This window comes from Pseudofrankia inefficax, assembly GCF_000166135.1.
Classification (GTDB): Bacteria; Actinomycetota; Actinomycetes; order Frankiales; family Frankiaceae; genus Pseudofrankia; species Pseudofrankia inefficax.
This window is the reverse complement of the sequence record NC_014666.1, coordinates 6,931,539-6,956,684: the sequence shown is the minus strand read 5'-3', so window position 1 is coordinate 6,956,684 and position 25,146 is coordinate 6,931,539. Positions and strand designations below refer to the sequence as shown.

The window sequence follows — 25,146 nt, the reverse complement described above, 5'->3', positions numbered from 1 at the left end:
CGCAGCGAACATCAGCAGCTTCCCAGCGATCAGGATGCTTTCCCAGCGAGGTCCGGCTCGTCGTCGGACCGGTGCCGGTTGATCACCCACGCGTCCGGCAGTGCTACCCACTCGCTTCCGGTCACGAGCTGGACGAGGGTGCCGTCGAGGCGCGGAGGCTGGGTCGGCTCAGTCGTCGGGCACAGCACCCAGACGGCCCGGCCGCCCGCGCGGGCCCGCTCGGCGAGCGTGAACAGCAGGTCCATCCCACGGCCGTCGTAGCGGCCGAAGACGCCGGCGTCGTGCAGCAGCAGCGGTGCCGGCCCGTGCGGCCCGGTCCGGCCGGCGGCGGCATCGACCAGCTCGGCGAGCAGCGGCGCGGCCCGATCCCAGGCCGTTCGCACCAACTCGGTGAGGTTGCCGGCTGCGCGGCTGCCCGGCTCGGCGACGTCGGCGCGCAGGACCGTCGCCCAGGTCGGCTTGGGCCGCGGGTCGACCTCGGCGTGCAGCGCGTCGAGGAACACGGCGGCGACGTCGATCGGTTCGGCGGCGAACCGGTGAGGCTGGGCCAGCTCCGCGCGGGCGAGCAGATAGTGGTTGCGCCGGACGGTGAGCGCCCGGAAACCGCCGGATTCAGCGGCGGCGACGAGTCGCTGCTCGGTACGCGCCGCGTCCGCCAGGTCGGGGCTGTCGAACACCCGCCGCGCCGGGCGGCTGCCCAGGTCGGTGGGCTCGCGGACCGGCGTTGCCCGGGAGCCTCCGAGCCCGGTCGAGGTCAACAGGCTGTTGGGCGGGACGTAGCCGTCGCGGGCCGCGTTCCACTCAAGGACGAACCCGGCATCCGCCAGCGGGCGGTCGAGCGCCGGGTGCGCCGGCAGCTCGGTCGTCAGCCCGGGGAAACGGGCCGTCACCCGTTCGTGGATGACAGCCACCTCCAGCAGTGGCCGGTCGGGGCGCTCATCCAGTCCGGCGGGCGGCGCCGGCATCACAGCCTGTCGGGGCGGCGGCACGCCGGCCTGCGCCAGGCGCAGCGCCCGGACCAGGCCCAGGTCCCGCGGGTAGATCTCCAGGCGAGCGTTGGCAGCGGCGTTGCGGGACGCGGCGGCGGCGAGCCGGACGAGGCGCTGCTCGTCGAGCGCCGGCAGTCCGGCCCGCCCCTCGGCCGCTGCCGGGTCGGTGTCGGCCAGGCCGGCGTCGTCGGTGTCGCCCGCTGCCGGCGCGGCGCCGACGGCGGCGAGCTCCCGCAGCACGGTCGCCGGAGCTGGGAGCTCCTCGGCCTTCGCTAGCCGGTCGGCGGCCTTACCGAGGGCGATCGCGTAGTCGAACAGTGCCGGCGCGGCGGGGGTGAGCGGGCCGTCATCCTCCGCAGCTTCCAGCGCGACCAGTGTCCGCTCGTAGAACTTCCGGCGGGCGAGGGTGGGCTCGCTGTCCAGGTCGACGGTCTCCAACGCGGCGCGAACCGCGGCGCCCGCCAGCGCCCGGCGTTCGGCCGGCGGGCGACGACTGCCATGGCGGGCAAGGACGGCGGTCGTCAGCTCGTCAAAGCCCATCACCCGGCCGGCGTCGCCGAGGATCTCGACCAGCTCGTCGCGGACCGAGCGGACCGCCTCGTCGGCATGCCAAGTCTTGCGGCGCGCGGTCAGCACCTGGGCGATCCGGCCTGATGTCACCCCGACCCGCTCGGCGATCTGCTGCTGTGGCGCCCACAGTGGCACGTCTGGCAGCCGTCCGGCGTCGTCGGGCAGGCCGAGCAGCAGGCGGGTCGCCTCCCGCTCGGTGGCGTTGCGGCCGCCGGCCAGGGCGCGAGGGAGCAGCCGGCCGGCGACGTCCTCGACGGGCATACGGGCGTAGTCCGGCTTTGCCGCAGGCGTCTGCGCAGCCGGCGTCTCCTGCTGGGCCGGGTCTGGCTGGGCGGCCGTCGCGGCGGACGGGGTCCCAGCCGGGGCCGCGGCGAGGGAGCGGCGCCACTGGCGGATCCTGGACTGCAGCTCCTGGCGGGTCTTCGCGCCGGTACCGGGCAGGCTGATGATCTCCTTGGAGCCCAGCGTGAGCAGGTCGCCGACGGTCGTCGCGTTCAGCCGGTGCGCCGCCGAGACGGCCCGCGGCGACAGCCCTGCCGCATCCAGCGGGGTGTCGCTCGTCGCCGCCGCCGCAGCCGCGTCGCGGGCCCTGCGTGCGGTCTCCTCGTCGGCCATGGCCACACCTGCCGACGACCCGGGGGTGACGACGACCGACTCGCTCTCCGTCAGTCTCGCGCCGTCGCTTGCCGCTGGATGCGCGGTGACCGCCGGCGGGGTCGAGTCGGCGGCGCGGAAGACGGCCTGCCAGGCGTCGCGCATGTCCTTCAGCGACGCGAAGCGCCTGGTGGCGTCCCGGTCGAGCGTGCGCAGGAAGAAGGATGTGAGACCGGCGCGGATTGCCGGGTCGAACGCTTCCGTCGCCACCGTCGGCGGGCCCTGCGTGAACCGCGCTTCGGCCGATCCATCGCCCCACAGCGGCAGCTCGCCGGAGGCCATCTCATGCAGGGTGACCGCCAGCGCGTAGCGCTCGGCATGGTCGTCGTACGCGGTGCGAGTGCCAGCGCCGAGGAACGGGTCCAGATAGCGGGGCGTGCCGGCGGCGATGTCGCGCACCGAGTGGTTGGCCAGCGAGAAGTCGATGAGGACCAGCTGGTAGGTACGGTTCGGCCGGCGGCGGATGACGATGTTGTCCGGCTTCAGGTCCCGGTGGGCGACGCCCTCGCCGTCCAGGTAGTCGACCGCGCCGAACAGGTAGTCGCTGTAGGTCTCCAGCTCGTCGACCGAGAGCCGGCCCTCGCGCAGCTTGCGGGCGACGGTCTGCTCACCGGCGTGGTCGAGGACGAGCACCGCGCGCCCACCGATGACGAGCGTGTCGGGACGGGCCAGCCGGATCACCCGGGAGTCGCCGAGGCGGCCCAGCACCGACGCCTCGTGTTCCAGCCGCGCCGCCCGCTCGTCGGAGAGCGCGACCTTGAGGACCTCGTAGCGGTTGGTCTTCTCGTTGTGCGCGAGGAACGCCCGGCTCGTCGAGCCGGTGCCGAGCCGTTCCCTGATCCGCCACTCGCCGCCGACCAGGTCGCCGTGCTGGGCCTCCAGCGGGTCGGGCTCCGGCTCGTCCTGTCCCGCGACGGGCTGTTCCGCCGGCGTGCTGTCACCGGCCGCCACGGCAGGTTCGGGCCTGGTGAACTCCTCCTCGACGAGCCCCAACAAGTCGAGGAACTCGCCAACGGTCGCGGGCCTGTCATCGGGCAGCGGACGGGTGGCCTCCGCGACCAGCTCGTTCGCCATCTCGGAGAGCGAGTCGACAACCTCGGCCGGATTCAGACCGCCGGACTGTTCTAAGCGGGCCTTCAGCGCGTTGGGGCTGTCCGCGGGCGGCTGGCCAGTGAGGATCAGGTAGGCCAGCGCGCCCAGGCCGAAGACGTCGATACCGACCGGGTCCGGGAAGGGAGCGCCGATCTCGGGCGCCAGGTAGCCGGCGGTGGCCACCTCCAGATGCGGCAGGAACCGGGCCGCCGGCTCGACGGCCAGCGCCATCGACGTCTTCGTCATCGCGCCGGTCAGAACGCCCGTGCTCGAGCCGGCGTCGCGGGCCGCGGCCTGCCAGTCACTGATCACGAGCCTGGGAGCAAGCCAGCCCTGCTCGCCGGCGCTCCGCCGGCCCGAGGGCACGACCAGCACGCTGCGGGCCGCCAACGCCCGGTGGTAAAGGTGGCGGCCGTGCGCGTAGGCGACTGCCTCCGCCAGCTGGCGGATCATGTCAAGTCGGGTTCCGGCGTCCAGGCGGTCGCCGTAGCGGTCGAGGTACTGGTCGAGGCGCAGCTCGTCCGGCCGGTGCCGGAAGATCAGCGCCGGGCCGGCCTCGTGGCTCTCCAAACCGTCGACCTGGACGATCCCCGGATGGTTGATCCCGTGCAGCACCAGGAACTCGCGCCGGGCCACCGCCTCCCGGCTCGCCCGCTCGGCCTCGCCCGCGGCCCGCTCGACGAGGTAGATCCGCACCCGGCGGCGCTCGGAGGCCACCTGGGTGTGGGCGGCGTGGTAGTCCTGCCAGGTCGGGCCCGAGTCGAACGCCGGGAACTCCAGCTGCCAGGAGCCGACCCGCTGATGGCGGCGGCTCCGTGCGATCCCGGCGGCGGGAAGTAGCTTCGCCAGCGCCTTCGACACCTCAGGGGTGACCCGGTATCGCTCGTCGCGCAGCGGCGCGTCCAGCAGGCCGGACCAGATCGACGGAAGTGTCACGCCACCGCCGGGGCGAGCCTTTGGTGCCGCGGCCGCGCCGGAGGACTGGCCGGCTTGGGCCGCGGCCTGCTCGGGGCCGAAGATCCAGTGCAGCTGGTGGTCGGGGAACTCGACCCGCAGCGTCGGGTTCGACAGGAAGACCGCCGGCTGGATGAACGGGATCCGTACCCGGCTCTGGCCCGGCGTGCGGGCGGCGTTCTCCAGCAGGGAACGCAGCTCCTTGGACTTCTGGTTCGCCAGGTGCAGCGGGTTGTCGAAGATCCGCGGCTCGCCGGAGGAGCGGTGCTGGGTCCAGTTCGACCCGGACGCGGTCAGCCGGCCGGCCAGGCTCTTGATCTCGATGAGGTAGACCCCGCCGCGGGCCACGACCAGCAGGTCGACCTCGCGGATGTGGCCTGTCGTCGCTGTGAAGGTGAAGTTCGACCAGGCCCGGTACGGCTCGGCGTCCGGCAGCAGCTTCCGAACCTGCTCCAACGCCTCCCGCTCATGCGGAAACTGCGACGGCGTGACCGTCTCCCACCGGCCCTCGCCTTCGCGCACGCCGACTCCCCGTCGTCCCCGCGACGTCCGCCCTCAGACGTCGCGCCCCCTTTTGCCCAGCACGCGACACTAGCCCACCGTGCTTGCCGAGGTAGATGCCGCCCTTGATCGTAGCCGTCCTGCTCCGAACTTTTGCTCCGCTGCTCCGCCATCCTGTAGATCCAGTTCGTTCCCGGGGGGCGTCCAAGCGGTGAAGCTGCGGCGTCGGAGTCGGACCTGCGTGCCGCGCCAATCCTGGTGAACGAACTGAATGCAGCAATTCGGGCTATATGCGTGTGATGTTCTCCCGCGAGTATTCGAGCTGGAATGTGCGGATGTGATCGTCATCGTCGACGAATGGCAATATGTGACCGTACTCGCTCGCAGCGGGCGACCAGTAGATCGTGATTCTGTTCAGAAGGCTGCGCTTGACCGTGATGGCGCGACGCCGGATCTCCTCGTCATCGTGAAGAATCCAGCTCTCGATCTGCTCGGGTAGCGTGAACGTCATCACGTAGGCCTTTGGCGCGTCCTGGGGACGTAGCTGCCAGAGATGGCGGCCGTCCGTTTCCTCACGGTCGCGCCGAAGCCATATGCGGTGTGCGGGGTGTGTCAGAGTGTACTGGATGAAGCGGTCCAGATTGTCCGTCACGAGACCCAGCACGAACGGCGCTTCCGGGAAAGCAAGGACGAGCCCCAGTGACCCGCCGTGTTGCAGTTGCCGGACGAGAGAACGCAGCGCGTCCTGAATGGAGGAATCGAGTTCTTGCCCCGCGCTCCTGTGGCCACTGACGTTCAGGTGGTCCCGCATGTACCTGCGGATGTCGCGGACCTTGGGCTGCTTCTCTTTCGGTAGCCGCTTGCTAACGATGTCGACGGCCTGGGCGGCCCCAGTGATCGCGGTGCGAAGGGGCATAAAAGCGGGAACCGAAAGATCCACCAGCGAGATCTGGTGTGCGAGAGCGTAGTCGATGGCCGTGGCGGCGAACCCGCTGGTGGAGAAGATCGCGTACGAATAGTGGTAGCGCGACCTGACCCGGCGACCACCGTTTCCAGGAGTCAACTTGTCCTTGGGGCCCTTGGGGCTGGTGGCCACGACGTTCTCGTTGATGTCGTGGACCACTCCGTGCCCGTTGCGCACGACCGGCATGCGAATCGGGCGCGCCTGGAACTTGGCCTCGACGAATAGTCTGATCGGCAGGGAGAACGGAGGGACGTACCGAAACTGGCCGAGCACGTCGGCCTGGTGCCACGCGCCCCGGCCGCGGATGAAGAGGTCCGAGATGGGTTGGGCTGCGAGAGCACCTCCCGGTCATCGTCGGCAGAGAGCAGCTCGTATCCGCTGGAGCGCAGCATCGATGCGAGACACTCTTCGAGCAGGTAGCCGCAGAGCGAGGTCACCGGGATCACGGGTTACGGCCTTTCCGCGGACGCAGCAGTCGCCGGTCCGGACAGTCGGGGTCTCAAACGAGGTCGATCCTCGCGCACGGGACGCCAGGTGGTGTGGTCGGGGCGTGGCCGGTGTGCCAGATGGCAATGGCCGCGCTCGCCGTGGTGGTGATACGGGCCGTTGGGGGGTCGCCGCGGGGCCGCACTCTGGCGTCTTTTGACGCCGTCCGAGGGCGATGGCCTTTCCAGGGCCGGGACCTGAGGCGAGGGCCGTGCGGATGGCCTCGGCGAGGCTTTGCGGGTGTCGTTGGCGGTGACCGAGTCTGGGGCGATGTCCTCGGCGGTGATAGTCCGGATGGCCTTGGCGGTGACTCTGGTGCTCATCGTCCATACCTGTGCGGCGCCGCGCGCCGTTCGTCGACAGACAGGTTCCGGCTTACCGGCGCTCGACTGGCCCTCAGATGGAGGTCCCAGGACGGCTGGCGTGGCAGGGCCTGGCGACCGGCGGGCACGACGCGGCGCCGGTCGGGTCGGGCAGACGAGGAGGTGGCCGGGATGGCTGAGCTTGATGAGGACGCGGAGCGGCTGTGGACGGTGCCGGAACTGGCGCGGTTCCTGCGGGTTCCGATGAGCACGGTCTACAAGTGGCGGACGACCGGGGACGGGCCGCGGGGCATCCGAGTCGGCCGCTACGTCCGTTACCGAGAGCGAGATGTCGCCGCGTGGCTCGCCACCCACCAAGATGTGATGTAACTCACAAAACGACCAAATCGGCTGCGGGTGCGGGGCCCGGGAAGACGCCCAGCGGCGGCCGACTCGGTCACCGCTCATGGTTCCCAAAGAGCGGGGTTTCCGCGGGACGATCTTGCAGGCAAGATCGTCCCGACATGGAAAAAGCCCTGCGTAGCAGGGCTTACGGGTGCGCCGCCAGGGACTCGAACCCCGAACCCGCGGATTAAGAGTCCGCTGCTCTGCCATTGAGCTAGCGGCGCATGCTTCCTGAGGTCTTGCGCGTACTTGGGTCCTACTGGTGTCGAGCAGGTTACCCCCGCGTCGACGTAGCAGACTCTACCAGCTCGCCGAGGGGTTGGTCGGGGCGGGGGCACCCGGAACCCGCAACGACGGCCACCCAGTCCGTGCGGGTTCGCCACGATTCGTCACGGGACCCACAATCACGGAACACAGCAGCTCAAGCACCGTCCGCGCCCGCTCATCTGGCGGCGCTCCCGCCTTGGTGCGCCCTCGGAGCGCGGTCGCGGTGAGTGGGCGGACCTGGGGCTGAACCGCCGCTGACGGCACAGTCGCATCTGTGGGTGGGACCTGGCTCGAGGCCGGTCACGCCGTCTCGCCGTCTCGCCGTCCATCGCGTCGTCGTGGTCCGGGCCGGCGTCGTCCCCCGTCCGTGTCATCCTCGTCCGTGTCGTCCCGTTCGGCCTGGTCCTGGTCACCATCGAACCAGCGGCCGAGCTTGGCCACGGTGTCGCGCGGGTCTCGCGCGCATGACGTGGGTGCGGGTGCTCATGGCTGGCGTGATCCTGCAGTGGTCGAGCAGCTCCATGACGGTCCGGGCCGGGACGCCCTTGAAGAGCATCGACGCGAAGGCATGACGCAGGTCGTGGTCGGAAGCTTGCTCGGCATCGTGATCGGCGTGGTAGCGCAGGGGACGCAGGCGCGACGCGGTCGGCGCTGGGAGCGGGATGAGTCGTTCACAGCGGAGAAGCGCGTTGTCTACGCACGGTTTCTTCGGGCGATCAGCGCGAGCTACGCCCAGGCGATCGTCGGGCAGCGTGAGCGGTCCGAGGACGGCAATCTGCATGCCGCGACTGCCGAAATCGAGCTGCTGCGCGGTCCGCGCGTTGCGGCAGCTGCCCGGTATCTCAGGGACAGTGAGATCGACGCTCACTCATGGATAGCCGCCCGCGCGGTTGACGAAAGCGGCGTCGTGCCCGCCGTCAATGTGCGGCGGCTCGCGTCGGTTGAGATCTTCAAGGCAGATCTGAAATCCAGCTGGTGTGCGGCCGGTCCGATCGCTGCCGCGGCTTGCTGGCTGTCGTGACCAACTGCTGTTGCCCGAACTCGCGGATGATCAGGATCCGTCCGGATTCAGCCGCTTTTGATCTCAGGTCGTAATCCGCGCCTTTTGGCGGCATCGGTACTGGACGTCGGCGATGGCATAGGGGCGCCGCGGGTGGCGAGGGTAGACGGCCGCAGGATGTCGGTCAGGGCTTACTCGTCGCCGGGCTTCTTCCATAGCACGTAGCTGAATTTCAATTTTCCGAAATCATAACTCACGTATTCTACGGCGCCGTAGCGCCCCTCGGATGTGTGGACGCACCAGATGCTGCCAGGGTTATCATAGGTCAGATGGGCGGTCCATATCTGGGGTGGTAACGACACGCATTCAGCCAACGTCGGCGATCCGGACCCGTGCCACACCGCGGCGACAGTACCGTTGAACCATTGGAGAATATCCCAGGAACTTGGGCCGATCTCGGCCAGACTGTGCGGTACGTTGGTACTGCCCATGTCCATGTTCAGGTTGTCGGCCGCCCCAAACTGCCCACTGTGATACCCGACCTGGCCGGCGCTCGGATCTTCTATGGCGATCCTTGAGTCTGTGCCCGGTGCGGCCGTGAGGGTTATCTCGCCGGGAGCGATTTCCTCGACGAAACTGCCATTCATCGCGATCTGTAGATGATGGCTCGTTGTGATCCTGAATATACTGGCCTCGACCTGGCCGTTGATGGTCTGCTTGACGATCAGCAGGATCGACATTTCGCCAGAGGCGGAGGTCGCGGCGGCAGGGGACTGCGCAGCGGTGATCGCCTTCTCCAACGCGCCGAGCGCGTACCCACCACCGATCCTCACGATCTCCCCTACACCCGGGAAGGCCGCATCGACGGCGTCGGATGCGATCGATACCAGCTGATTGCCGACCACGTCCAAGATGATGGGCGCGAGGGCGTGCCCCGACGAGCTCGATGTGAGGACGTCTGGAGCTGAGCAGGCTGGTGCGGCGACCGTCAGCGCGACGGCGGCACAGGTCAACCTGGCTAACTGAGATATCCGACGGGGTACCGGCACATCCTCCCCCAGGAGGAAACCCGCAGGCTCCCTCAAGATGCTTGCTTTCCAGCGGCCGGACCTCGCCCACCGGTGCCCAGTCGCGACACCGACCGCCGAGACGAACGTGAATCTCGACCAGCCCCGGAGAAACCAGATCACCTGCCGGGCGCAAAATACCATCCGTCTAGGAGCGGCGCTCCGCCTTTCGCTGGTCTTCACACGCGTGTGTCCCGGAAGGTGCCGCGCTGGTCTCGTGATCTGGCAGTCGGTGCGCAGCTGGTGACCAACTGCGAGCGGCCCAAGCGTCGAACAAGCGGGTGGGGTGCGACGGGACGATTAAGGGCGTTGACCGGGGTGAACAGTAGGTAGGGATCACGGCGGCATGCTGTCGACAGCGGCGTTCCTGCTCGTGTGCACGCTTCTCGGCGTCGTCGGACTGGGTCGCCGGCCTGGCGAGAAGGATGGTGAGAATCGCGGTCCTATGCCACCAGCTCGTGATGCTGCGCCGCCAGCTAGTGCCACCTCCGGCAAGGTTCGCCCGTTTCGGCGTTCCATGATCGCCGCTTCGGCCCTCCGGTGGTCGTTGCCGGGTCTGTTTCGCAGCCACCAGAGGGCGAAAACAGCGATCAAGGTCACGGGCAGACGTTGGCGGTCGCGGCACTAGTCGGTGGTTGGCGGTCCGGTCTGGTGCTGGTTGAGGAGGGTGTCGACTTCGCGGTCCTCGATGTGCTGCCGGGTGTTCAGACAGCCGACGGCAGCCCGGCCGGGACGGTGCCCCGGCCGGGACGGTGCCCCGGCCGGGACGAGACCGGGGTCAGGTAGCCGAGTGCCAGCGGCGGCGTAGGGCGAAGGCGGCGGACTTGGGCCGGCGGTCGCGGGTGAAGACGCCCTTCTTGTTGCCGTCGACCCGCATGATGCCGGGCTTGGTGGCGAAGTCGGCGAAGTTCCACACGTGTTCGCCGACGACGGCGTCGACGCGGTCGAAGACGCGGTGGTTCATCTCCAGGTACTCGACCTGGTATTCCTCGCTCCACGGTGCCGCCGGCACGGTGTGCAGCCCGGCGACGGTGTCGGCGCCGTACTCGGTGACGATGATGGGCCTGCCATGGGCCGCCCACGCCTCAAGCTCGGCCTGCCAGTTGGACTCGGCGCCGGCCAGGTCGCCGGTGTTCAGGTACCAGCCCCAGTAGCGGTTGAGCATGATGACATCGGCCAGCGGCCTGAGCAGGTCCCTGTCCGGCGTCGCGAGCAGCATGTTGACGTAGCCGACCGGCCGGGTGGGGTCGAGCTTGCGGGTCAGGGCGAACAACGGCTCGAAGTACTCCACCGATGCGGGCGTGGTCGACTCCGGCTCGTTCGCGACGCACCACAGCACGACGCTGGGGTGGTTCTTGTCCCGGGTCACGAGTTCGCGGATCGCCTGGGCGTGGATCTCACGGCTGGCGTCGTTGATGGTCTCGGGCGAGAAGGTCGGGAACGACTGCCCGCCGCCGACGATGCCGCCGGCGATGGCCGTGTTCTGGCCGACGGCGGCGGTCTCGTCGATGACGACGAAGCCATGCCGGTCGGCGTAGTCGAGAACCTCCTCGGCATAGGGGTAGTGCGACGTGCGGAACGAGTTGGCGCCGGTCCACTCCATCAGCGCGAAGTCGTGCACCATGAAGACGTCGTCGTGGCCCTTGCCACGGACGGGCAGGTCCTCGTGCCGGCCGAACCCGGTGAAGTAGAACGGCTCCCCGTTGATGAGGAACTTCGTTCCCCGGACCTCCACGGTGCGCACGCCGACAGGCAGCGAGTAGGCGTCGACCACCTCGGCGCCGTCGACGACCTCCAGGAGCAGGTCGTACAGGTACCCCTCGCCGGGCCGCCACGGGTGGACGTCGGCCACGGTGAGGACCCCCGCCGTCCCGGTGGCCCTGGCCACCGCGGTTCCCTCGGCGTCGGTCAGCACCGCGCGGACGGCCAGATCGTCACCACCCGTGACGTCGACCCGATAGTCGACGGTGCCTTCGGTTCCCGCCAGCGCGGTCACGACGGTGACGTCGCTGAGGTGGGCCCGCGGGGTGCTGTAGAGCCAGACGGGGCGGTGCAGACCGGCGTAGTTGAAGAAGTCGTGGAAGTAGATCTGCTGTCTGCCGGTGGCGGTGTCCTGGACGATGCCCGGAGGGACGGACTGCCAGGTCAGCTCGTTGTTGACCACCACCGTCACCCGGATCTCGGCGCCCGGCCGTGCCACCTCGGTGATGTCGGCCTCGAAGGGGGTGTAGCCGCCCTCGTGCCGGGCGACCTCGACCTCGTCGACCCAGACCACGGCACGGTGGGTGACCGCGTCGAACCGCAGCACCACACGCTGCCCGGCCCAGCCGCGGGGCACGCGCACCGTCGTCTGGTACCAGGCGTCGCCGACGTGGTCACGGGTCGCGGCGTCGGCGAACACGTCGTTGTAGCTGGCCGGGACCGGGACCTCCCGCGCCTCGGCCAGCCGGCCGCGCCACCACCTGTCCGCGTGGCCACGTGCCTGCGGGTCGAGGCGGAACAGCCAGAGTCCCTCGACGCGACGGCGTTCACGGGTGGCACTGTCCTGCGGACGCAGCATCGGTGTCCTCCTGCGATGGATGCCTGGAGCCGTGGTGAGCGCACTGTCCGTGTCGAATCCCGCCGGGGCAGGCATCCGACCGGTTCGCGGTGACGCCTGCGCAGTAGGTCACACGGCGGTGAGATGTGGCAATCGGTTGCCGTGAGTTGCCGCCCTCGTTTCGAGGGAGCGCGCATCTGACCAGGCTTCAGCCGAGAACCGGTTGCAGTTTGGGTTCGCGGGCGCCTACCGTTGCCGCCTCGGACCGCTGCTGAAGGGAACGCGCGATGGCTGGGCCGGTGGTCAGGGCGGTGCGGCAGACGACATTGGCCTCGGAGGCGATGGCGCGCACGGACCGGGTCGCGGGGGGAGGAGTGGCGCTGGCGCCCCGCATGGTGACCATCTACGACGTGGCTCGGCAGGCTGGTGTCGCTCCCTCGACCGTCTCCCGGGCCTTCTCCCGTCCGGGGCGGGTGAACGCGGCGACCGCCGAGCGCATCAGACGGGTCGCCGACGACCTCGGCTACCGGGCGAACCCGGTCGCCAGGGCTCTGTCCACCGCCCGCACCAACATGATCGCTGTGGTCATCCTGGACATCGCGAACCCGTTCTTCGCCGAGATCGTCCGCGGAGCGCAGGCCGCGGCTGCCGCGGCGGGGTACACGGTCCTGCTGGCCGACGCCCAGGAGTCCGACCGCCTCGAGCGCTCAGCGTTGGAGCGCACCGTGACAGCGGTCGACGGGATCGTCCTCGCCGGTTCGCGCATGTCCGACTCGGCGATTCGGATGATCTCCAAGCAGAAGCCGGTAGTGGTGCTGAACCGGGCCGTCGTCGACGCCCCGTGCGTCGTGACCGACAACCCGCGCGGCGCCCGGCTGGCCCTGGAGCATCTCGCCGCCCTGGGGCACGAGCACGTGACCTATCTCGCCGGGCCGGAGGCGTCGTGGGCGGACGGGACGCGATGGCGGTCGTTGCGTGAGTCGGCCCCGGCGCTGTCGTTGCGGGTCCGGCGGATCGGTCCGTTCACCCCCGACGTGCCCGGCGGCGTCCAGGCCGCCGAGCAGTTCGCCGCGGCACCGACGTCCGCCGTGGTCGCCTACAACGACCAGCTGGCGATCGGCCTCGTCCGGGGCCTGGCCGCCCGCGGGATCCGGGTGCCCGGCGACGTCAGCCTGATCGGCTTTGACAACATCGCCGCAGCCGAGCTTGTCACCCCGGGGCTGACGACGGTGGCCGCCCCCCTCTACGCCCAGGGAGCCACGGCGACCCGGCACGTGCTCGCGATGATCGAGGGTGGACGGGGGCACACCGGGGCCCCGGCGGTGCTACCCGTGCGGCTGGTGGTCCGCGACTCGACCGCCGAGCGCCACGGAGTGGGCCGGCCTCGGCCGGTGGGGGCCGCGGCCGCGCTGCCGATGGCCCGCTAGCGCGGCCTGAAGAGGATCTCGCCGGCAACGGGAACGTCGAACGTCTCTCGGGGTCCTTGCGGCCGAGACGGCAGCGCCGGGCTTGTCCCCGGGAGGGCGACAACAGGTGGCAATCCATTGCTGTCCGGTGTGGGCGCGCCGACGATGACCGCCATGTCAGCCTTTCCAGGTATGGCCCGGCACCCCGACCGGTTGCTGCCCGCGGAACCGGGTGTGCGCGTTATTGCCCGGCGGCTGTACGAGTCCGTCCGCGACTTACCGATCATTTCGCCGCACGGCCATGTCGATGCCGGGCTTCTGGCCGACAACCTGCCGTTCCCGGACCCGGCGGCGCTGTTCGTCACGCCTGACCACTACGTGACCCGCCTGCTGCACGCGAGCGGTGTGGCGCTGGACGACCTCGGCGTAGGGCGGGGCCCGCTGCCGCGGGACGAGTCCCGGCAGGTGTGGCGCCGGCTCTGCGAGAACCTGCCCGCCTTTCGCGGCACGGCGGTGCGGTATTGGCTCGAGTCGGAGCTCGCCGAGGTCTTCGGCGTCGACGAGCGGCCGTCCGCCAAGACCGCGGATGCGATCTACGACCAGGTCGTCGCCTGCCTGGCCATGGACACGTTCCGTCCGCGCGCGCTGTTCGAGCGGTTCGGTATCGAGGTGCTCGCGACGACGGACGATCCGTGCGACGACCTGGCGGCACATGCCGCACTGGCCGCCGACCCCTCGTTCACGGGCCGAGTGCTGCCAGCCTTCCGCCCGGACCGGTACCTGGAGTCCGCGCGGCCCGGGTGGGCGGCGGCGGTGGCCCGGCTCGGTGAGGTCGCCGGCGTCGACACGGGCAGCTATCGCGGCTGGGTGGCGGCGATGGAGCGGCGACGGGCCTACTTCGCCCGCCACGGCGCCACGTCCACCGACCACAGCCACGACGATGTCAGCACCGAGCCGCTCACGGCGGGCGAGGCGGAGCGTGTGTACCGGGCCGCGCTGGCCGGGTCCGCCACGCCGGCCCAGAGCGTCGCGCTGCGCCGGCACATGCTGCTGGAGATGGCGCGCATGTCGTGCGACGACGGGCTGGTCATGATGCTGCACCCGTCGGTGCGCCGTGGTCATCACGGGCCGACGCTCGCGGCTTTCGGCCCTGACACCGGTCATGACATCCCGGTGCGCGCCGAGTTCACTGACGCGCTGCGGCCGTTGCTGGAGCGGTTCGGGACCCATCCGAACCTACGCCTGGTGCTGTTCACCCTTGACGAGACGACGTTCTCCCGGGAGCTCGCCCCGCTGGCTGGCTTCTACCCGTCGGTCTACCTCGGCGCCCCCTGGTGGTTCCTGGACGCGCCCGACGCTGTGCTTCGTTTTCGCGCCGCGGTCACCGAGACCGCGGGGTTCACCCGCACCGCCGGTTTCATCGACGACGCCCGAGCCTTCTGCTCGATCCCGGTCCGCCACGACATGTCCCGGCGTCTCGACAGCGGCTTCCTGGCACGGCTCGTCGCCGAGCATCGTCTGGACGAGGACGAGGCACACGAGGTCGTTTCCGATCTGGTGACAGGTCGGCCGCGCGTGGTCTTCGGCCTGTGAGCCCGACAGCGCGGCCGCGCCGGTCCGGCCCGGCCGCGCCGGTCCGGATCGTGCACCTCGGCCTGGGAAGCTTCTTCCGCGCCCACCAGGCCTGGTACACCGACCGGGCAAGCGACGCGGCGGGCTGGGGCATCGCCGCGTTCACCGGCCGGCGCCCGGACGCCGCGGTGGCGCTGAGCGCGCAGGACGGCCTCTACACCCTTGTCACCCGCGGGGCGGAAGCCGACGAGTTCGCCGTCGTCCATTCGGTCTCGCGGGCCTACCCCGGCACCGACCACGAGGCGTGGCTCGACCACCTCGGCTCGCCCGACGTTCGGGTGGTCACCCTCACCATCACCGAGGCCGGCTACCTGGGCGACGCCGTCGGTGGTCTCGACACCGCCGACCCGCGGGTCGCCGCGGACATCGCGGCGCTGCGCGCCGATGCTCGGGCCCCGGTGATCTCGGCGCCGGCGCGCCTCGTGGCCGGCCTGCTGGCGCGGCGGTCCCGGGACGCCGGGCCGCTGACCCTCGTGCCCTGCGACAACGTGGCACGTGTCGGTTCCGTGCTGGCCGCCGTGGTGCGAGACCTGGCGGCCGCCGTGGACGCCGGCCTGGCGACCTGGATGGACGAGCAGATCCGGGTGGCGACGACGATGGTCGACCGGATCACCCCCCGGCCGGCCGAGGCCGATCGGCTGGCGGTGCTCGCCGCCACCGGAGTCGACGACCGTTGCCCCGTGGTGACGGAGCCGTTCACCCAATGGGTGCTGGCGGGGGAGTTCCCCGGCGGACGGCCCGCCTGGGAGAGCGCGGGAGCGATGTTCAGCGATGACGTCACCCCGTTCGAGGACCGCAAGCTCTGGCTCCTCAACGGGGCCCACTCGCTGCTGGCCTACGCCGGCCCGGCCCGGGGCCACTCCACCGTCGCCGAGGCGGTGGCGGACCCGGTCTGTCGCGCCTGGCTGGGGGAGTGGTGGGACGCCTGCGAGCCCTATCTGGCGCTACCGGCGGCGGAGGTGGCGGCCTACCGGGCGGCGCTGCTCGAGCGGTTCGCCAACCCGCGCATCCGCCACGAGCTGTCGCAGATCGCCGCCGACGGCTCGCGGAAGATTCCGGTCCGCATCCTGCCGGTGCTGCGACGCGAGCGCGAGCGGGGACGGCTGCCCAACGCCGCCGTCACCGCGCTCGCCGCCTGGGTGTCGCACCTGCGGGAAGCCGGCACGCCGGTCACCGATGTCGACGCCTCGCGCCTGGCCTCGCTGGCTACCGCCGGCCGCCTCGCGGACGCGGTGTCGAGGGTGCTCGCGGCCCTCGACCCGGCCCTGGCGGACGACGCCGAGCTGGTACGCGCGGTGCGTGTACGAGCCGCCGGCGTGCCGTGATCTTGGTTGCCGCCGGCGCGGGCACGGCCAACGCCCCGGCCACGACACATCACCCCGGGCGCGGGATTCCGCCGCCGGTCGAGGTCGCGTGCGCGGCGGCGGCCGGCCGCCACCGGCCGCCTGGGGCGGCTGGCGAGCGCGCAAGGCACCACGGGACCAGGACCACCACCGATCGAGAGGTGCTATGACCGCGACCAGCTTCACCGCCATGCCGTGGGACGGCTCCGGGTTCCACGCCGTAAGACGGCTGCCGATGCACGGGTTGCGGCGGCCGGCTGACGTCGAGCTCGACGGGGCGTGGGAGTTCCAGCTGCTGCCTAGCCCGACGGCACCGGTCGGTGACGTCTGGAAGACGGTGGACGTCCCCGGGCTCTGGACGATGTCCGAGACCGACGACCGGCCGCACTACACGAACGTCGCGATGCCGTTCGACGAGGTGCCGCCCCAGATTCCAGCGCGCAATCCGACCGGGGTCTACCGGCGCTCCTTCGCGCTGCGGCCCGACCCCGGACGGCAGGTGATCCTGCGGATCGGGGCCGCCGAGGGCCTGCTGCGGGCGTTCGTGAACGGGCACGCGGTCGGGATCAGCACGGACTCGCACCTCGCCGCGGAGTTCGACATAACCGACGCCTGCGTCGCGGGCCCGGATGGCGAGCACACCGTTGAGCTGGTCGTCTCCAAGTGGTCATCGGTCTCCTACCTTGAGGACCAGGACCAGTGGTGGCACGCGGGCCTCAGCCGCTCGGTGTCCGTCCACACGGTGCCACGGACCCGGCTGGCGGACCTGAAGGTTCACGCCGACTACGACCCGGCCGCCCAGCGCGGCGGGCTGCGCCTCAGGGTGTCCACCGCGGGCCTGGACGGCCTGCGCGACGAAGGATGGACAGTCGAGGTCGAGGCGCTGGGGGAACGCTCGACGGCGCCCGTGGCGCCGCTGCGCGACGCGCCGCGGCTGCCAGCGCTCACGGGCGACCGGTCGGTCCGGCCGCCCAGGCTGATCCCGCCCGACCTCATGGACCTGCCCTCGCTGCTGGCGGCGGACGCCCCCATCCCGGCGGACTGGGCGCCCGCGGCCGCCATGATGGGTCCATCCCTGCGGCCGTTACCCGTGGCCGGGACCGCCGTCCTCGACCGCGCCGACCTCGACGTTCGGCCCTGGTCAGCGGAGAGCCCGCACCTGTACGACGTCATCGTCCGGCTGGCCGACCCGGACGGGCGGATCGTCGACGAGACCACCACCAGGGTCGGATTCCGCCGGGTGACGATCGAGGGCCGCGACCTGCTGGTCAACGGCCGGCGCGTCCTGGTCCAGGGGGTCGACCGCCACGACGTCGACCCGGCGACCGGACGGGTCATGCGGCCGGAGCGGCTGCTGGCGGAGCTTTCGCTGCTCAAGCGGTTCAACGTCAACGCCATCCGCACGTCGCACTACCCGAACGACCCGCTGTTCCTCGATCTTTGCGACGAGATCGGCTTCTACGTCGTGGACGAGGCGGACATCGAGGCGCATGCCTTCTCGTCGGCGCTCTGCGACGACCCGCGCTATCTGCCCGCCTTCCTGGACCGGGTGTCGCGGATGGTGCTGCGCGACCGCAACCACCCGTGCGTGATCATCTGGTCGCTCGGCAACGAGACCGGCTACGGCGCCAACCACGACGCCGCGGCGGCCTGGGTCCGCCGCTTCGACCCCACCAGGCCCGTGCAGTACGAGGGCGCGATCGCGTCGGACTGGCATGGCGGGCACCCGTCGACCGACCTCGTGTGCCCGATGTACCCGTCGTTCGAGAGCCTCGCCGCGTACAGCGCCGACCCGCGCGCCGACCGGCCGCTGATCCTCTGCGAGTACGCGTACTCCCAGGGCAACTCGAACGGCGGGCTCGCCGAGTACTGGGCGATGTTCGAGACGCTTCCCGGGCTGCAGGGCGGCTTCATCTGGGAGTTCACCGACCACGCCCTGGACCCTGATGGCGACGGCCGTTACCGCTACGGCGGGGACTTCGGTGACGTCCCCAACGACGGGATCGCGCTGCTCAACGGCATCGCCTTCCCCGACCTCACGCCCAAGCCCGCGCTGTACGAGGCGCGCGGGCTGTTCAGCCCGGTGCGGATCGTCTCCGACGCCGCCGCCGCGCTGGCCGGGACCATCAGCGTCCGCAACCGGCAGGTCTTCAACGACCTGGGCGCCTTCACGTTCGAGCTGCAGGTGGAGGACGGGGGCGAGAGCGGCCCGGTGACCGTCGACATGCCGGACGTCCCCGCCGGGACGACCGGGACGCTGCGCATCCCCGAGGTGGTGCGGGCGCGGCTCGAAGCGTCCTCGCCGCTCGCGGTCACGCTGACCGTGCGGACGCGTGCCGACACGCGGTGGGCGCCGGCCGCGACGGTGATCGCCGCCCACCAGGTCGTGTTCGAGCGCCCCGCCGAGCCCGTCGCGGCGCCCGTACCCGCGCGGCTCCCCGTCGGCGAGGACGGCGAGCTGGCGCACCCGCTGCTGCGGACCGGCCCGCGGCTGTGCCTGTGGCGAGCACTCACCGACAACGACCGCTCCTTCGCGCTCGACCAGCGCTTCGTGCGTTCCGGTTTCTTCCAGCTCACGCCGCGGCAGGTCGAGATCCGCCCGGATGGGGAGGGCGCCGCGGTCACCACGCGCTACGCCACCGCGTTCGACACAGAGGTGGTGCATCACCGGACCATCGCGGCTCTCACGCCACCCGACCATCCGTACACCGAGTACCTGCTGCGCGAGCGGGTCGTCCTCCCGGACGACACCGAGGACGCGTTGCGGGTCGGGGTGGTGTTCGAGCTGTGTGACGGCTTCGACGAGGCCCGCTGGGTCGGCCTCGGCCCGTGGGAGAACTACCCCGACCGACGCTCGTCCGCGCTTCTCGGCGCCTGGCACAGCCGTATCGACGACCTCGCCGTGCCCTACCTGTTCCCGCAGGAGAACGGCGGGCGTGGTCAGACCACCGAACTGCGCCTCACCGGCCCGGCTGGCACCGTCAGCACCTTTCACCAGTCACCGCTGCACATGACCGTGCGCCGCCACCGCGTCGAGGAGCTCGAAGCGGCCAGCCACTGGTGGGAGCTGCCGCCGAGCGCCGCCACGGTGGTGCACCTCGACGTGGCGCACCGCGGCCTGGGGACCGCGGTGCTGGGCCCCGACACCCGCCCGAGATTCCGGCTCCCCGACCGTGAGTACGCCTGGACGTGGCGACTGCGTCTCGACGAACGGCCGCCGCGCTGAGCGCCCGGTGGTGCCGCACGTCGCGGTGTCGCGACGATCAGGCGGGCCTTCGCGCTACGGGCCGCCACCACTCACACGGTCGGCGATGTCGAGGACCGTGGACTTCCCGTGCCTACCGACCAAGCGGGCGTAAATGGCGACGGCGACTGTCGAGTTCGCGCGCCTCAAGGTCGGATGGATTCCGGTCGCGCGGGATCTGGCGGCATCCATCGATGCCTGTCGGAAAGCGTGAACAGGCAACAGATGGCAACTGGTTGCCGTATGTGGCATGAACGGCGCCCAATGGCGTGGGCGCCGGCGCACATCGCAAGCGGTATCCGTCAGTCACGTGGCCGCCCCCGGTCGGGCGCCCGTGGGCGGACGCAGCTGGTCGGCGGTGACAGATGACGGAGGATCCGCCCGCCCCGGCGGCCAGCGCGTCCGTGCACGGAGATCATCGCCCCGGGGTGGGGCACAACCGGATATCGACCCACATCCCTTTCTCGGAGATTCCCATGCCGATGCGCGCCGCCGCTGCACCACCCGCCGAGGGGGCGATTCCATGAGCGCGCCCATCGGTCCGCTTCCCTTAACGAGAAACAAGGTCGCCCAAACGGAGGACGCCGCTCCGGCCGTGCCCATCCGGGCAGGCGCCGCGGGGCTGGCGGCCGGCGTGATCGAGGCGGAGGCGGAGCGCGAGGCCTTCCAGGCTCAGGCCAAGCGCGAGGTCATCTTCGCGGACGACCTCCTGCCCGGCGTGGGTGAGGAGCCCCTGACGCTACGGCAGGGCCTCGCCGCGGGCGGCCTGCTCACGTTCACCACGGTGGTGACGCTCGCGGCGCTCGACGAACTGGAGTCGGCGACCCTCACGACTCTGGCGCCGAACATCCGGGACGCGTTCCACATCGGCAACAGCGCCATCACGTTCATCGTGGCCGCCGCCAGCGCGTGCCTGGTGCTCGGTGCCATACCGATGGGCTGGCTGGCGGACCGCGTCCGGCGCAGCCGGATCATCGGCTGGGCCGGCCTGGCCTTCGGGCTCCTGGTGACCGCGAGCGGCCTGGCGACGAACATCCTGCTGCTCTTCCTGGCCAGGTTCGGAGCCGGGATCGCGAAGGCGGGCAACAACGCGGCGGGCTCTCCGCTGCTCGCCGACTCCTATCCGATCGGGGTGCGCGGCCGCCTCTACACCACGCTCTACGGCGCCGCCCGAACGACCGGGGCCCTCAGCCCCATCGTGGTCGCCGGCATCGCCACCCTCGGCGGGGAAGCGTCCGGCTGGCGCTGGCCGTTCGTGATCCTGGGGCTGCCCATCCTGGTCTTCTCGGCGTTCGCGTTCCGTATCCGCGAAGCGCCCCGCGGCCAGTACGAGATGAAGTCCGTCCTCGGGGACGTCCTCACGGAGATCGACCCGATGCCGATCTCGCTGGAGGCGGCCTCCGCCCGGCTCATGCGGATTCGCACCATCAGGAGCGCCATCATCGGGTTCTCCGCGTTGGGCTTCACCTTGTTCACCGGCGGCGTCCTGACGAACCTCTGGGGCGACGACCACTTCCACATGACGACGTTCCAGCGCGGCGTTATGGGCTCCGTCTCCGGCGCGGCTCTCCTGGTGGCGCTGCCCTTCGTCGCCCCGTGGTACGACCGGCTCTACCGCACCGACCCCGCGCGGGCGATGCGGCTGCTGGGCTTGTGCATGTTGCCCAACGTGGTGCTGCTGCCGGTCCAGTGGTTCATGCCGAACTGGATCCTGTTCATGCTGGTGGGTCTGCCGGCCGGGGCGCTGTCGTCGGTCGCGTTCGCCATGATCGGTCCGTTGGTGGCCTCGGTCGTGCCCTACCGGCTGCGGGGGGTGGGCGGAGCGCTGACCTCCATCTACGTGTTCTTCTTCGGCGCGACCCTCGGCGCGCTGCTGTCGGTGCTGCTCGCCGACCTCTACGACCCGCGGGTGGCGATTCTGGCGATCGGCGTGCCGGCGAAGCTGGTCGGCGGCCTGATGATCATCCGTGGTTCGTCGTCCATCAGAGGCGACCTGTCGCTGGTCGTCTCGGACCTGCGCGACGAGCTGGCGGAGCACGAACGGCAGGCAACGGACCCGGAGAACGTCCCGGCACTGCAGGTGCACGGCGTCGACTTCTCCTACGGCCAGGTGCAGGTGCTCTTCGACGTCGGCTTCGAGGTGAAACGGGGGGAGACGCTGGCGCTGCTGGGCACCAACGGCGCCGGCAAGTCGACCATCCTGAAGGTCATCGCGGGTCTCGGAACGCCGACCAGGGGGACTGTCCGGCTGGGCGGCCGGACCATGACGTTCGTGTCTCCGGAGCAGCGCGGGCGGTACGGGGTGCACCTTCTCCCGGGCGGCAAGGGCGTGTTCGCCAGCATGACCGTCCGGGAGAACCTGGAGATGGCGGCCTTCCGGCTGCGCCGGTCGCAGGAGGAGCGGGACCGCCGCTTCGCCTATGTGCTGGCGATGTTCTCCGACCTCGCGGGCCGGCAGTCCCAACGGGCGGGCTCCCTGTCCGGTGGGCAGCAGCAGATGCTGGCGCTGGCGATGGTGCTGATGCACGACCCCGAGGTGCTGCTGATCGACGAGCTCTCGCTGGGGCTCGCGCCGGTGGTGGTGGCGGACCTGCTGGCCGTCCTGGAGCGGCTCAAGGCCGATGGCCTGACGATCGTCGTGGTGGAGCAGTCGCTGAACATCGCTCTGGCCGTCGCTGACCGCGCGGTGTTCCTGGAGAAGGGCCAGGTCCGCTTCACCGGGCCGGCCCGTGAGCTGGCCGAACGCGATGACCTGGCGCGCGCGGTGTTCCTCGGCGCGGAAGGCGGCTGACCACTCATGGCAATTCCCAGCGCGCAGTTGTGGTTGGACGGCGCCGTCCAGGGCATGGCCATCGGCCTGCTCGCCATCGGCGTCGTACTGGTCTACCGCTCGAGCAGAGTCATCAACTTCGCCGTCGCCAACATGGGTCTGGTCGGCTCGGTGCTCTTCGCCGTCCTGGTGGTCCGGTATCACGTGCCCTACTGGGTCGCGCTGGTCCTCGGGCTGCTGGCCGGTGGACTGTTCGGGGCGGCCGTCGACCTGGCGATCATCCGGAGGCTCTTCCACGCGCCTCGGGTGATCGTGCTGGTCGCCACCATCGGCGTGGCGCAGTTCGCGCAGATGATCGTGACGGCCTACCCGAATCTCGACCACTATTCGGGCGCGAGCTACCCCCTTCCGTGGGGCGGCTCGTGGTCACCGGTCAGCGGCATCGCGGTCACGGGCGACCACCTGGCCGTCGTCGTCGCCGTCCCACTGACGGCCGGTGCGCTCGCCTTCGTTCTGAACCGGACGGTGCTGGGCAAGAGCGTGAAGGCCGCGGCGGACAATTCCGAGCTCGCGCGGCTGCAGGGCATCAGCCCCAGGAGAATCTCGACGGTCGTGTGGGCGGGCGCGGGGGCGCTCGGCACGCTGTCCATGATCCTGATCTCCGCGCAGGGCCAGGCGGTCTCGACGATCACCTCGGTCGGGCCCACAACCATGGTGAGGGCGCTCGTCGCCGCGCTGATCGGGCGGATGGTCTCGTTCCCCATCGCCCTTCTCGCCGGGATCGGTGTTGGCCTGTTCGAGACGGTCGTCACCTACAACTGGCCCAACGTGCCGGGCCTGACGGACGCGCTGCTCCTGGTCATCGTCCTGGCGGCGGTGTTCTTCGCCAGCCGTGGGCAGGACGCCGAGACCTCGTCGTTCTCGTTCGCGCCGAAGGTCCGCCCGGTCCCCGCGCAGCTGCGCGGGCTGTGGTGGGTGCGCCAGATCGAGCGCGTCCCCCTGGCGCTGCTCGGGGTGCTCGCGATCGTCCTGCCGCTGGTGGTGACCGAGCCGTCCCGCCACCTGCTCTACACGATCATTCTCTGCTACGCGATCTGCGGGGCGTCCGTCACCCTCCTCACCGGCTGGGCGGGTCAGCTCTCTCTCGGCCAGATGGCCTTCGCCGGGCTGGGTGCGCTGGTCGCCGCCGCGCTGCACCGAGGCCTGAGCTTCAAGGTCGGCGGCAGCGAGGTGGCCCTGCGGTCCCTGCCCTTCCCCGTGGCCGTGCTCGCCGCCGCCCTGGTGACCGCCGTGCTCGCGGCCGTGGTCGGGGTGGGCGCGCTGCGGGTGCGGGGCCTGCTGCTCGCCGTCAGCACCTTCGCCTTCGGTGTCGCGGCCCTGAAGTACCTGTACAACCTGTCCTTCCTGCAGGACAAGGGAACGAGCACGGCGTCCTTCCTGCGGGACTCCGTATTCGGGATCGACATCTCCTCCCAGCGCGCCTACTACTACGTGGTGCTGGTGGTCCTCGCCGTCGTGATGGCGGTGGTGGCCCGATTGCGCAAGTCCGGGGTGGCGCGGACGACGATCGGCGTGCGGGACAACCCGGCCGGCGCCGCCGCCTACACCGTCGTGGGCGCCAGGGTGAAACTGCGGGCGTTCACCCTGGCCGGGTTCATCGCCGGGCTCGGCGGGGCGCTGCTCGCGGGCGCCGTGCAGAGCGTGCCCTACACCGAGCGGTACTACCTGCCGGCGGACTCGCTCGTGCTGGTCTCCGTCGTCGTCATCGGCGGCCTCGGCTCGGTGTACGGACCGCTGCTCGGCGCCCTGTGGGTGGTGGGCCTCCCGTCCTTCATGCCAGGCATCTCGATCATCCCCCTGCTGACCTCCAGCCTGGGCCTGCTCATCCTCCTGCTGTATCTGCCCGGCGGCCTGATCCAGCTCGGCTACGGCGCCCGCGACGCCCTCCTGGCCTGGGCGGCCGACCGGGTCGCGGCACCACCCATCGTCAAGACGACGACCGCCCCGCCGGCGGCGATCATTCACCGCGACCGGGCGCCGCTCCCGGCCGGCCAGCCGGTGCTGGCCACCAGGGACATCGCCGTGCGCTTCGGTGGGCGGTCCGCCGTGGACGGTGTGTCCATCGAGGTCATGCCCGAGCAGATCGTCGGCCTCATCGGCACCAACGGCGCGGGCAAGTCGACCCTCATGAACGCCATCGGCGGCTTCGTCGCCGCCACCGGTGACGTGAGCCTGCTCGGTCGCGACGTCTCCCATGCCAGCTCGCCGGCCAGGGCCAGGGCCGGACTCGGCCGCACCTTCCAGACGGCGACCCTCTTCCCCGAGCTCACCGTCCGGCAGACGGTGCAGGTCGCGCTGGAGGCGCGGGGCCGGACCGGACTGCTCTCGACCGCCCTGTACCTGCCGCACTCGTTCGCTCGGGAGCGCGCCCAGCGGTCCGCCGCGGATGACCTCATCGACTTCCTCGGCCTCGGTCGCTACGCCGACGCCTACATCGCCAACCTGTCGACCGGCACCCGGCGCATCGTCGAGCTCGCCTGCCTGCTCGCGCTCGACGCCCGCATGCTCTGCCTCGACGAGCCGACCGCCGGGGTCGCCCAGCGGGAGGCCGAGGCGTTCGGGCCGGTGATCCAGGAGATCCGCCGCGAGCTCGGCGCCGCGATGCTCGTGATCGAGCACGACATGCCGCTGATCATGGGCATCAGCGACCGCGTCTACTGCCTCGAGGCCGGGAAGGTCATCGCGGCCGGTGCACCGGCCGAGGTTCGCGCTGATCCAAAGGTCATCGCCAGCTACCTCGGCACGGACGAGCGAGCGATCCAGCGCAGCGGCGCCGCGGGCCCAGCCAGTGCCGACGCCGTGACCGGCCTGGCCACGGCGCACGAGGCGGGTGGACGCTCCCCCGCCGACACCGGCCTGTCCGTCTGAAACCCCGACACCGACCGAAGGAGGCCTGCCGGC

At 70.8% G+C, this 25,146-nt stretch carries 12 protein-coding genes and 1 tRNA gene; 8 read left to right on the top strand and 5 right to left on the bottom strand.

The genetic code is table 11. From position 1 onward, the window contains the following. Positions 1 to 29: 29 nt before the first annotated feature. Positions 30 to 4,781, bottom strand: coding sequence for a BREX system serine/threonine kinase PglW (gene pglW, locus FRAEUI1C_RS28155; RefSeq protein WP_013426767.1), 4,752 nt, complete (start codon positions 4,779 to 4,781; stop codon positions 30 to 32). A gap of 265 nt (positions 4,782 to 5,046) precedes the next feature. After that, positions 5,047 to 5,997 carry a hypothetical protein gene (locus FRAEUI1C_RS28150; protein ID WP_013426766.1) on the bottom strand — a complete coding sequence of 317 codons (951 nt, stop codon included), beginning with the start codon at positions 5,995 to 5,997 and terminating at the stop codon, positions 5,047 to 5,049. A 707-nt stretch (positions 5,998 to 6,704) separates the two neighbouring features. Here FRAEUI1C_RS28150 and FRAEUI1C_RS28145 point away from each other — a divergent pair. Then, complete coding sequence (locus FRAEUI1C_RS28145; protein WP_013426765.1) at positions 6,705 to 6,902, top strand: helix-turn-helix transcriptional regulator; 198 nt, start codon at positions 6,705 to 6,707, stop codon at positions 6,900 to 6,902. A 167-nt stretch (positions 6,903 to 7,069) separates the two neighbouring features. Here the strand turns inward: FRAEUI1C_RS28145 and FRAEUI1C_RS28140 are convergent. After that, positions 7,070 to 7,141 (bottom strand) — tRNA-Lys (locus FRAEUI1C_RS28140). 548 nt (positions 7,142 to 7,689) lie between these two features. Here FRAEUI1C_RS28140 and FRAEUI1C_RS40475 point away from each other — a divergent pair. Next, positions 7,690 to 8,205: a hypothetical protein gene (locus FRAEUI1C_RS40475; protein WP_198318642.1), complete on the top strand. Its 516-nt coding sequence runs from the start codon at positions 7,690 to 7,692 to the stop codon at positions 8,203 to 8,205. A gap of 170 nt (positions 8,206 to 8,375) precedes the next feature. Here the strand turns inward: FRAEUI1C_RS40475 and FRAEUI1C_RS28130 are convergent, their stop codons facing one another. Further along, positions 8,376 to 9,089 (bottom strand): hypothetical protein, encoded by a 714-nt coding sequence (locus FRAEUI1C_RS28130; RefSeq protein WP_013426763.1) that lies wholly within the window; start codon positions 9,087 to 9,089, stop codon positions 8,376 to 8,378. 940 nt (positions 9,090 to 10,029) lie between these two features. Beyond that, a complete protein-coding gene (gene uidA / locus FRAEUI1C_RS28125) occupies positions 10,030 to 11,811 on the bottom strand; it encodes a beta-glucuronidase (protein WP_013426762.1) in 1,782 nt (593 codons plus the stop codon). A 266-nt stretch (positions 11,812 to 12,077) separates the two neighbouring features. Between uidA and FRAEUI1C_RS28120 the strand changes: the two genes are divergently transcribed. From FRAEUI1C_RS28120 to FRAEUI1C_RS28095, 6 genes are all read left to right on the top strand, one after another. Beyond that, a complete protein-coding gene (locus FRAEUI1C_RS28120; protein WP_013426761.1) occupies positions 12,078 to 13,217 on the top strand; it encodes a LacI family DNA-binding transcriptional regulator in 1,140 nt (379 codons plus the stop codon). 153 nt (positions 13,218 to 13,370) lie between these two features. Beyond that, entirely contained in the window at positions 13,371 to 14,789 is a 1,419-nt protein-coding gene (gene uxaC, locus FRAEUI1C_RS28115; RefSeq protein ID WP_232425150.1) for a glucuronate isomerase, read from the top strand. Further along, positions 14,786 to 16,153 (top strand): mannitol dehydrogenase family protein, encoded by a 1,368-nt coding sequence (locus FRAEUI1C_RS28110; protein ID WP_013426759.1) that lies wholly within the window; start codon positions 14,786 to 14,788, stop codon positions 16,151 to 16,153. Before uxaC ends, FRAEUI1C_RS28110 begins: the two co-directional genes overlap by 4 nt. Before the next feature lie 184 nt (positions 16,154 to 16,337). Next, entirely contained in the window at positions 16,338 to 19,397 is a 3,060-nt protein-coding gene (locus tag FRAEUI1C_RS28105) for a glycoside hydrolase family 2 TIM barrel-domain containing protein (protein WP_013426758.1), read from the top strand. Positions 19,398 to 19,938: 541 nt separating this feature from the next. Continuing rightward, the gene (locus FRAEUI1C_RS28100) at positions 19,939 to 22,206 is read left to right on the top strand and encodes an ATP-binding protein (RefSeq protein ID WP_013426756.1); all 2,268 of its coding nucleotides are present in this window, start codon (positions 19,939 to 19,941) and stop codon (positions 22,204 to 22,206) included. A 6-nt stretch (positions 22,207 to 22,212) separates the two neighbouring features. Next, positions 22,213 to 25,113, top strand: a complete 2,901-nt coding sequence (locus tag FRAEUI1C_RS28095) for an ABC transporter permease subunit (protein ID WP_013426755.1) — start codon at positions 22,213 to 22,215, stop codon at positions 25,111 to 25,113. Positions 25,114 to 25,146: the final 33 nt, after the last annotated feature.